This is a genomic window from Deltaproteobacteria bacterium (genome assembly GCA_019309045.1).
Classification (GTDB): Bacteria; Desulfobacterota; Syntrophobacteria; order BM002; family BM002; genus JAFDGZ01.
Window position 1 is genome coordinate 1 of the sequence record JAFDGZ010000101.1, and the last position, 9,091, is coordinate 9,091.

Genomic DNA, 9,091 nt, shown 5'->3' on the forward strand with positions numbered 1-9,091 from the left:
GCACACGTTTTTGTCGGCTTTGTCCAGCAGACCGCCAATTTCAAGGAGAGATCATGAGCGAACTGCTCTGGCAGCCTTCTGCTGCTCGGGTAAAGAGTACCAATATGTATGATTTTCTTCAGTATGTGAACAACAGGTACGACTACTCTTTGCACACCTACGACGAGCTCTACCAGTGGTCAATCGACAACAGCCCTGAATTCTGGAGCACGCTGTGGGACTATACTGAAGTCATCCACAGCAGCCCCTACCAGCAGGTGGTAGATGATCTGCACACGATGCCCGGCGCTCGCTGGTTCGAAGGGGCCCGGCTCAATTTTGCTGAAAACCTGCTCCGCTTCAGAGACGACCATACAGCCCTGAGCTTCATAGGCGAAGGAAGGCAAGCTGTACACCTGACCTATGGAGAACTCTTTCAGCAGGTTGCCCGACTGGCAGCCTCGCTGCAGCATATGGGCGTGGGACCCGGCGACCGGGTAGCCGCCTTTATGCCCAACATGATGGAAACCGTCATCGCCATGCTGGCCGCCACCAGCCTGGGGGCCATATGGTCATCATGTTCTCCAGACTTCGGTTTCAGGGGCGTGCTCGATCGTTTTGGCCAGATCGAACCCCGGATCCTCTTCACAGCCGACGGCTATCAGTACAATGGCAAGCGCTTCGACTCGCTCGCCAGGATAAAGGACATCAGCAGAGAAATCCCCAGCATTGAACAGATCGTCATTGTTCCCTATACTGACTCCAATCCTGATCCCTCTGTGGTGCCAAATGGCATCCTCTGGGATCATTTTCTCCACCAGGGCGAGGCAGAACTTGCTTTCACGCAGGTACCAGCGAACCATCCCCTTTACATCCTGTACTCATCCGGGACTACCGGGGTGCCCAAATGCATCGTCCACGGAGTGGCGGGAACTCTCTTGCAACATCTAAAGGAATTGCAGCTGCACACTGACGTCAAACGGCAGGATACCATCTTCTACTTTACCACCTGCGGCTGGATGATGTGGAACTGGCTGGTGAGCGCCCTTGCCCTTGGAGCGAGGGTTCTGCTCTACGATGGCTCCCCCTTTTATCCACGGCCTTCCAGCCTGTGGGAAATTGCCGAGCGGGAGGGAATCACCATTTTCGGCACCAGCGCTAAATACCTGGCTGCCCTGGAAAAAGAAGGAGTGCAGCCAAAAAGCAATTTTGATCTCGCGCCGCTCAAGGCCATCCTCTCCACGGGCTCACCGCTATCTATTGAAAGTTTTCACTACGTTTACCAGCAGATCAAAGAAGACGTCTGCCTGTCGTCCATATCCGGCGGCACAGATATCATCTCCTGTTTTGCCCTGGGAAACCCCATGGGCCCCGTGTATGCCGGAGAACTTCAGTGCCGGGGTCTCGGCATGAAGGTGGAAGCCTTTGACGAACAGGGCAAATCTGTCATCGGCAGGACAGGCGAACTGGTGTGCACCATGGCTGCCCCGAGCATGCCCATCTACTTTTGGAACGATCCAGACAACAGGAAATACCAGGAGGCCTATTTTTCTACCTATCCTGGCATCTGGCGCCACGGCGACTGGGTGGAGATTACTGAAAGAGGTACTGTTATTATTTATGGGCGTTCAGACGCCACCCTCAACCCGGGAGGCGTGCGCATCGGCACGGCTGAAATCTATCGCCAGGTGGAGACCTTTCCTGAAATCATAGACAGCCTGGTGGTTGGCCAGCAGTGGCAGGATGATGTGAGGATTGTTCTTTTCGTGAAACTCAGGCCAGAAACGGAGCTCTCCGACGAGCTCCGTCAAAAGATCAGCAGCACCATTCGCAGCAACTGCACCCCGAGGCATGTGCCAGCAAAAATCATCTCGGTGCCCGACATCCCATATACTATCAATGGCAAGAAGGTGGAGCTGGCGGTTCGCAAGATAATTCACGGTGAAGAGGTCAAGAACAGGGACGCCCTCGCCAACCCTGAAGTCCTGGATTTTTATGCCGCATTGCCCGAACTGCAATGTTGAAGCAGCTGTCTGTCTCCACGGGGATATTTCACTGGCCAGCCTGCTGGCTGCAGCCCCAGAAACTGCCAACTGACACCTGCCACATCCAGAAAATCTGCCGGAAAGTGAATTTGTTGCTTTCTAATAAAAACCTCCTTCAGGTATTATAGGATTTTTGCAACACCTTTTTCTGCTGCACCCGCAGAGGCCAATCGACAGCAGCCGGTTGAAACGCCCGGGTGCTGCTGAACGACACCCAGAATATTTTGCCCTGTCAACTTGTCAGTAAACCGGGACCTGATGAAGGAGTTGTAGATCATGGCTAAGACCTACAAGAGGGTTGTCGACAAATCCCTCTTCTCATGGGTTCGCGAGAGTAACCTCAAGCTGCAGGTAATCCTCATCCTCGTTATTCTCGTGACTGTGGCGGCAAGAGTCTTCCCTCTAGAGATGCAGAAGAAAATTGTCAATGAGGCCATTGGCCTCAGGCAGATCAATCTGTTGTTTCTCTATTGCGGACTCTATCTGGTGGCAGTTGTCTCTGCCGGGGCTCTCAAGTACCTTATCAATGTTCTGCAGACCTACATTGGCCAGAGTGCCCTGGCCAACATGCGACAGCAACTCTATCATCACATTCTGACCCTGCCCCTGAGTTTTTTCCGAAAAACCCAGCCTGGATTGGTGGTGACCGTCCTGGTGAATGAGCTGGCTTCACCGGGCGACTTTGTGGGCATGGCTGTGGCTGTACCCGTAACCAACCTGTTGACCCTGTTAGGATTCGGCGCTTATCTCTTCTGGCTCAACCCTCTTCTCGCAGTTATATCTTTTACTATCTATCCTTTCGTGGTCTTTCTGGTTCCCATACTGCAAAAGCGCGCCAATGAACAGAACAAGAAGCGCATCGACGCCTCCAGAAAGCTTTCAGGCAAGATAGCGGAAGCCATCAGCGGCGTGCACGAGATTCATGCCAATGGCGCCTACCGCATCGAGAATCAAAAGTATGACAGGCTCGTCGACAACCTGCGGCGAATCAGAATAGTCTGGAATCTCTACCGCTACGGAGTCAAGGCCTGCAACAATTTTTTCACCAACCTGAGCCCCTTTCTGGTATTCATCGTGGGAGGATACCTGGCCATCAAGGGCCGCTTCGATCTCGGCTCACTCGTTGCCTTTCTTTCCGCCCAGGAAAAGCTCTACGATCCCATCAGGGAGCTGACAGACTTCTACCAGGCCTACCAGAATGCCAGTGTGACCTACAAGCGAACCATGAGCTACTTCGACGTGCAGCCAGACTATGTCCTGGAACCCAGAGATAGACAGCCATATAGCTTCACAGGCAACATAGAAGTGCGCAACCTTTCATTTCACGTTGACGGGGTGCAGTTGCTCGACAGGGTAAACTTTTCCCTCTCTCCTGGTGAGCACATGGCCCTGGTGGGCTTTTCGGGCAGCGGCAAGAGCACCCTTGGCCTCTGTATCGGTCAGCTTTACAAGTACACAGGCGGCCAGGTTCTCATTGACGGTCATGCCGTGGCTGACCTTTCCAAGGCAGACATTGTCAACAATGTTGGCTTTGTTTCACAAACCCCTTTTATTTTTGAAGGAAGCTTCAGAGAAAATCTCCTCTACTCCTGTGCTGCCCAGGTTGCCGCCGACCTGGAACAGGCAGCAGCAGACGCGCCGAGCCGAGATACCATTATCGAAGTCCTGCAGCAAACCGGCATCTTCGTGGATGTTCTCAACTTTGGCATGAACACCATTCTGGCCTACGATCAGCACCAGGACCTGGCGGCAAAGCTGATCGAGCTGCGGCGGGATTTCCAGAGAGACTTTGGCAGTCAACTGGCTGACTATGTAGAGTTTTTCAATGAAGACAACTACCTGTATCACTCTACCGTGAGCAGCAATATCACCTTTGGCGCAGCCAGAGACCCTTCATTTGAGGTAGCCAACCTGCCCAGGAATCCTTATTTTCTCGAATTTCTTGACGAGGCTGATCTGTATCGCCCCCTGGTCAACCTGGGTGCCGAACTCTGCCAGCAGACGGTAGACATTCTCGGCAGTCTGCCAGCCGAGGAGGTCTTCTTTGAACAGAGCCCCATCAGGCCGGACGAAATCGAGGTCTTCAAAGAGCTGGCAGCAAGTATGCAAAAACGCAAATTGCATCAGCTGCCCCCGGCAGAAAATACCAGACTGCTGGAACTGGCCCTGCGCTTTATCCCGGCCAGGCACAAGATGGTTGCCTTTCCGCACATACTGGAACAGTTGCTCCTGGAAGGACGCGAGCTGTTCAAGGAAAAAATCTCCAGAGAGAAGCCCGGGGCTTTCTCCTTCTATGACATGTCCCAGTACATCTATTCCCAGACAATTCTGGAAAATATTCTCTTTGGCAAGCCCAGCACCACCACACCCCAGGGTCTGGAAAAGATTCACCAGAGCCTGATCCATCTGCTCATTGACCAGGACCTCCTGGAAACTATCATCGAAATTGGTATAGAATACAATGTAGGCAGCAAAGGCGACAAGCTTTCAGGCGGGCAGCGGCAAAAGCTGGCCATAGCGAGGATCTTCCTCAAGGCGCCTCGAATCATGATCATGGACGAGGCCACCTCAGCTCTCGACGCCCGGTCCCAGGCACGCATTCAGAGATTGCTGGAGACCAAATGGCGAGGCTACACTACTCTGATTGCCGTTATTCACCGCCTGGATATCATAAAGAGCTATGACAAGATCGGTGTCATGAAAGCTGGCAGGCTTGTCGAAATAGGAACCTATGACGAACTGATGGCCAAGAAAGGAATGCTCTATGAGCTCATCCACGGGAAACACTAGGGCAGATGCCTGCGAATTTACAGAGAATCTCCAGATCCTGAGACACATCGACTTTTTCGCCGGGCTCCCCCTTGATGCACTGAAAGTAATTGCCTACCTGTTTACCAGGGAAACTTTTGCAGCCGGCGATCGACTCTTTCAGCAAAATTCCAATGACGGCCAGGCATTTTATATCTTTTCCGGGACAGCCAGACTGTTTCGCGAAGAGGAGCAAGGCGAGATTGTGGTCAGGGACTTCGGACCAGGCGACTTTCTGGGAGGTCTGGCACTCTGTGCAGACGTTCCCAGGCTGTTTTCATTGAAGGCTGTCACCGAGATAGACTGTATGATCCTGACCCGGGAAAAGTTCTCCAAGGTAATGGAACAGTTTCCGCAGCTGCTGCCAGCAGTACTCAAGGCGGTGGTGGTGGCGGTACGCACCTGGGAAGAACGGCTCTTTCTGGGTGAAACTCCAGTGTCGGATGTATGTGTGCCCACCCTGGGGGTATCCATGCTCTAGTTTTTGCCGATTCTAGGGCTTGACAGAAAGCCTGAAGAAAGCGAAACTTGGACAGGCTGTATTGGGCGGACCCTGAGCGCTCTACCACTGTTCCTGCCCCTTCTCCCATGGCCGCCAATCAGCTGGACGGCATTGATCCGAACTTGCAAGGAATCACCTTCCATGTCTGGAAATAATGTTACTCTGGAATTGAAGAACAAGCTTTCAGAGCTGAAAAAACTCCACCAGCACGTGGAGCAGTTCGGCGCCTCTCTCGGTCTGTCCAGGGAGACCATCTTTCACCTGAATCTGGTGCTGGAGGAACTGGTTACCAATGTAATATCATATGGATACACGGATGAGGCAGAACACCTCATAAGGATCACCCTGTCGGAAGACAATGGCACTATTCACCTCTGCCTGGAGGATGACGGTATTCCCTTCAACCCCATCAGAGCAAAAAAGCCAGACCTGGACACCCCTGTTGAAGGTCGGCAGATTGGCAAAGTTGGCATTCATTTCTGCAAAGAACTCATGAAGAACCTCAAGTATGAACGGCGCGAGGGCAAGAACATCATCAGCATGAAGAAAGAAATCAAGAAGAAAGACGACACCCGGGCCGAGTCCCGATAAGGTGGTCGATCTCATGTATTGTTATTTTTGGGAAATATTCGTGCGCAGGAGGTGGTAGCGGAATGGAAGTCACTGAAAAGAAACAAAACAGCACATCGATTTTCAAGATCAGCGGTCGCCTGGACTCTAACACCTCACCTCAGTTTGAAAAGCAACTCCTGGAGACCATTGCCAACGGCCAGAAGCAGATAATCATCGACTTCGAGTCACTCGACTACATTGCCAGTGCTGGTCTGAGGGTCCTGTTGAAGGCAACCAAGGAGCTCAAGCGCTCAGATGGTAAGATCGTTTTATGTTCCATGCGAGATTATATCAAAGAAGTATTTGATATTGCAGGTTTTTCTACAATCTTGCCTATTGTGCCCACCCTGGACGACGCCTTGAAAGCATTCTGACAGGCTTGCAACAGTATTGCTGCTTGCATCCGGGCAAGCCATGATCACGCAGCATAAACTACTCGAGTACGGTCTGCCAGCAGACTGTGGTCCGCTGAGCATCGCCGGCAGCTGGCATGGTCTCTCTGGTCAACAGGAAAACGAAATTGAGCAGTCGGACCAGAGAAGGCTTTCCTCTTCTTCTGGCTCGTCTCCCAGCCCGGCTGTCAGAGGGGAGATGGCAGAGGTTCTCTTATATTGCCTGCTGATCACTCTGCGAAGATATTCACGGCCCGCCTCCGTGACTTTTACAAAATACACATCAGTGCCAACCCTGATTTCACCATTGTCAGCAGTACCTATGGCCGTCCAGACCACCTTGGCAATTATTTCCAGCGGCTTGTGATCAGGAACCTCTATGAGCATTTTGAAATTTCCGTGCAGAGGCGGCAGCAAACCCTCACATGAAAGTAGACCATGAAAGGGGCCAATATTTTCTACCTTCCCCTGTACAGGCCTGCGGCGTGACAGCAGCGTCACTGGCCAGGCCACCTTTGCCCTGGTGTATTGCAATCTTTTCGTTGTCATGGAAGTATGCAAGACTATACCACCCTGGCAGCAGTTGAGCACCGCCTTTGCCTGGCAGATGCTATTTGCAACATTGTAATCGTTGCAATTTCAAGCTAATATCCTGATTCAGAAGGCCCAGTTGACTGAAATCATCCTGCTCATACTGCAACCTGTATACCACAGCCAACTCTCTGCCGGCCTGGCCGCCACGGTCCAGCCTTGCAGGCTCCTGGACGTCTGTTTCTCTCTGGCTGCTGCCGCTTTTGCGGCGGTGATGAAGGCATGCTATGAAGACCTTGCAATTGCTGAACATAGTTATCCTTGCTTCGCTGTTTTTTTTCAGCTCCAGCAACAGATCAGCTGCCTGGCACGATGAAACTCATCTGGCTATTGCCAGAGTTGCCGGCTATTACAAGTGGTACAACAGTGCAGGAGCAGACATGGCAAAGCTGAAGGCCGGCAAGATCGAAAGCCACAATCACCGGGCCCACAACCCGCCGCAAACGACCGTCACAGCGGCAATGGTCATGGAGCAGGTGGCAAGATACAATCAGATAGATAAACAGGGCCATCTTTACGGTGCTATCATCGCCTCTCTCAGAAACTATCTGGAAAACAGGCAGAAGGGAAAGTATGGCGAGTATCATCTGGCGTATTGCGCCCACTACGTGGGCGACCTTTCCCAGCCTCTCCACAATACTCTCAAAGACGCCTATAACAAAAAATACCACAAGAGGACCGATGGCATTGTCGAGTCCGAGGTGATGCAGAACCTGGAGAAAATAAAAATCTATCCTGTACAGATCAACTCCGAGCAGGATCTAGCCACGGAGATCGCCAGAATAGCCAACAGGGCGAAAACACTGGGCTACCGCCTCGAAGCAGAAGACCGGCTGATAACTAGAGAAGAGGCCTACCAGCAGCTGAGCGACAGTGCCTCGCTTTTCAGGGCCATCCTCCACTATGTCAACAGCAAGCCCTTACTGTCTACAGGCAAAGAATTCTAGCTGCCAGACTGAACCTGGATGCCTCGATTAAATGTCAGCCCGCTGTCAATACTGCACCTCACAATCAACGGCACCTCGACCCTTTTTCACTTTTCCGCTCAGCTCAACTGCCTATCCAGGCTCCGGTACTGAATTGCCTCTGCAATGTGCGGCGCCCTGATTTGCTCTTCGGAATCGAGGTCGGCAATGGTCCTGCCTATCTTGAGAATCCGGTTGTAGGCCCGGGCGCTCAACCCCAACCTGTCGATTGCTGTCTTGAGAAGTTGTTGTGAATCCTTCCCCAGCATACAGAATTCTTGCAGCAATCCGGGCGGCATCTGCGAATTGCAATAGATCTTCTGGCCTGTGAATCTTTCCTGCTGAACTGCCCGTGCCATGTTGACCCGGCGGCGAATCACCGCAGAATTCTCTCCCCCTTCTTCCTTTGCCAGGTCCTGATACTCCACCGCCGGCACTTCCACATGAATGTCCAGCCGATCCAGCAAGGGCCCTGAAATCTTGGCGCGATAGCGTTGAATTTGCACATAGGTACACTGGCACTGGTGCTTGGCGTCGCCATAAAAACCGCAGGGACAGGGATTCATTGCAGCCACAGCCATGAAGCGTGCCGGATATGTTATGGAGGTTGCTGCCCTGGCAATGGTCACCCGGCCATCTTCCATTGGCTGGCGCAGCACCTCCAGTACATTCTTGCGGAACTCGGGCATTTCATCCAGGAAGAGCACGCCGTTGTGCGCCAGGCTCACTTCACCCGGTTTGGGTATCTGGCCGCCGCCGATCAGACCGGCATCAGAAATGGTGTGGTGCGGCGCCCTGAAGGGACGGGTCACCACCAGGGCGCGGTCGCCCATGAGGCCCATAACACTGTAGACTTTGGTGGTCTCCAGGGCCTCTTCAAAGGTAAGGTCCGGCAGTATAGTGGGCAGCCGTTGAGCCAGCATTGTTTTCCCGGAGCCCGGCGGTCCCACCATAAGCACGTTGTGTCCCCCGGCTGCAGCAATTTCCAGAGCGCGTTTTACATGCTCCTGACCCTTTACTTCGCTGAAATCCAGTTCATAGTGGTTATGGCTGGCAAACAGCTCTGTCACCTGTATGCTGGTTGGGGACAGATCCTGGCCGTTGTTCAAGAAGGTCACCGCATCCGAGAGATGCTGTACAGCAAACACCTGTACTCCATCCACCACCGCAGCTTCACGGCAGTTGGCCTCCGGCACC

The 9,091-nt window shown here is 52.8% G+C and carries 8 protein-coding genes; 6 read left to right on the forward strand and 2 right to left on the reverse strand.

The window, feature by feature from the left end:
- The first annotated feature begins 53 nt into the window (after nt 1-53).
- The 5 genes from JRI89_15225 (at nt 54) to JRI89_15245 (ending at nt 6,320) form a co-directional block, all read left to right on the forward strand.
- A complete protein-coding gene (locus JRI89_15225) occupies nt 54-2,003 on the forward strand; it encodes an acetoacetate--CoA ligase (GenBank protein MBW2072590.1) in 1,950 nt (649 codons plus the stop codon).
- Nucleotides 2,004-2,300: 297 nt separating this feature from the next.
- Nucleotides 2,301-4,814: an ABC transporter ATP-binding protein/permease gene (locus JRI89_15230; protein MBW2072591.1), complete on the forward strand. Its 2,514-nt coding sequence runs from the start codon at nt 2,301-2,303 to the stop codon at nt 4,812-4,814.
- Nucleotides 4,789-5,313, forward strand: coding sequence for a cyclic nucleotide-binding domain-containing protein (locus JRI89_15235; protein ID MBW2072592.1), 525 nt, complete (start codon nt 4,789-4,791; stop codon nt 5,311-5,313). Before JRI89_15230 ends, JRI89_15235 begins: the two co-directional genes overlap by 26 nt.
- Nucleotides 5,314-5,475: 162 nt before the next feature.
- Complete coding sequence (locus JRI89_15240) at nt 5,476-5,925, forward strand: ATP-binding protein (protein MBW2072593.1); 450 nt, start codon at nt 5,476-5,478, stop codon at nt 5,923-5,925.
- 62 nt (nt 5,926-5,987) lie between these two features.
- Complete coding sequence (locus tag JRI89_15245) at nt 5,988-6,320, forward strand: STAS domain-containing protein (GenBank protein MBW2072594.1); 333 nt, start codon at nt 5,988-5,990, stop codon at nt 6,318-6,320.
- A 129-nt stretch (nt 6,321-6,449) separates the two neighbouring features.
- On the opposite strand, the gene JRI89_15250 is transcribed toward JRI89_15245, so the two are convergent.
- The gene (locus tag JRI89_15250; protein MBW2072595.1) at nt 6,450-6,887 is read right to left on the reverse strand and encodes a PilZ domain-containing protein; all 438 of its coding nucleotides are present in this window, start codon (nt 6,885-6,887) and stop codon (nt 6,450-6,452) included.
- Nucleotides 6,888-7,156: 269 nt separating this feature from the next.
- Here JRI89_15250 and JRI89_15255 point away from each other — a divergent pair, with 269 nt between their 5' ends.
- Nucleotides 7,157-7,876, forward strand: coding sequence for a hypothetical protein (locus tag JRI89_15255; protein MBW2072596.1), 720 nt, complete (start codon nt 7,157-7,159; stop codon nt 7,874-7,876).
- A 98-nt stretch (nt 7,877-7,974) separates the two neighbouring features.
- Here JRI89_15255 and JRI89_15260 read toward each other — a convergent pair.
- Nucleotides 7,975-9,091: YifB family Mg chelatase-like AAA ATPase (locus tag JRI89_15260; GenBank protein MBW2072597.1), on the reverse strand; the 1,117-nt coding region annotated here is incomplete at its 5' end.